The following is a 1,042-nucleotide window of genomic DNA, read 5'->3' as shown; positions in this document are numbered from 1 at the left end:
CCACACGAACCGCCCAAACCTGTCGGCGCGTCCCCTCACCGTCCAGGACCAAGATCAACTCGAAAGCCGTTAGGGCAGGCAGTCAACCTGACCGGCGGCCGCATAGGCGGAATAATTGCAAACCAGCAAACCACCCGTGAGGATCATCCCATGGCAGGCGACCCAAAAGCCCGGATGTCGACATATCGAGGGACGAAAAAACGCCGCCAGCACCACGAGGACGCTCGAGATCGCGATCACCAAGAACAGGATGATCAGCGGTGGCACAATCAGGAAAACAATCTGCCAACAGCTTGCAAATGAAGCGGAGCCAGCCGTCCGGTAAGCCTGCAAAGCGAGTGCTGCCCATAGCAAGACGTGGAGCAAGATCAGCGCCCATCTCCAGCCCGCCTTCACCGCATCACTACCAAACGTCATTGGAATCCCTCTGGATGTTTCGAAGCTCGAAAACGCAGCAGGGCGAAGATCGATCAACTTTTGCTGGAGCATGGTCGACATGGGAGTAGATTGCTGGAATTGCCAAGGTGGTGCCTGGATACCCCCCTCTGCCCTGCCGGGCATCTCCCCCACAGGTGGGGAGATCACAGGTGGCTTGAACTTCCTGCCCATCTACCGTTTCGCCGTGCTGTGACACCAGTTGTTTGGGGAAGCCAGTGCGCCCAGCCAATCTCCCTCCTTGTGGGGGAGATGCCCGGCAGGGCAGAGGGGGGTGCCACACGCCCCCCCGAGCCTACACCCGCTCTACGCCGCCTCTCCCGCCAGCGCCGCACTCTCCGCCAACTTCCGCGCCGCGACGAAATCCACCTTGCCGGAACCGAGCACCGGCACCTTGCCGATATTGACTTCGGCCGGGACCATCATGTCCATGGCGCCCTTGGATTTGGCGAAGGCGAGGAATTCGGCGCGGGTGGCGGTGGGGGCGTCGGTGAGGAGCACCAGGCGCTCGCCCTTCTTGGCGTCGGGTAGCGAGGAGACGACCGACAGCGCGCCCGGCCAGAGTTCGGCGGCCAGCGTCTCGACGGCGGCGAGCGAGATCATTTCG

General features: G+C 62.2%; 2 protein-coding genes. Both read right to left on the bottom strand.

The window, feature by feature from the left end:
* Positions 1-69: 69 nt before the first annotated feature.
* Positions 70-498, bottom strand: a complete 429-nt coding sequence (locus FY112_RS16340) for a hypothetical protein (RefSeq protein ID WP_151518859.1) — start codon at positions 496-498, stop codon at positions 70-72.
* Positions 499-741: 243 nt separating this feature from the next.
* On the bottom strand, positions 742-1,042 hold a 301-nt coding region (locus FY112_RS37860), incomplete at its 5' end, for a hypothetical protein (RefSeq protein ID WP_246700699.1).

It is taken from the genome of Rhizobium sp. PEPV16, assembly GCF_008919455.1.
In the GTDB taxonomy this organism is placed as follows: Bacteria; Pseudomonadota; Alphaproteobacteria; order Rhizobiales; family Rhizobiaceae; genus Rhizobium; species Rhizobium leguminosarum_Q.
This window is presented reverse-complemented; position numbering and strand designations above follow the sequence as displayed.

Coding starts and splice junctions, on each gene's coding strand:
- FY112_RS16340 (WP_151518859.1), bottom strand. CDS start 498: ATGTCGACCATGCTCCAGCAAAAGTTGATCGATCTTCGCCCTGCTGCG.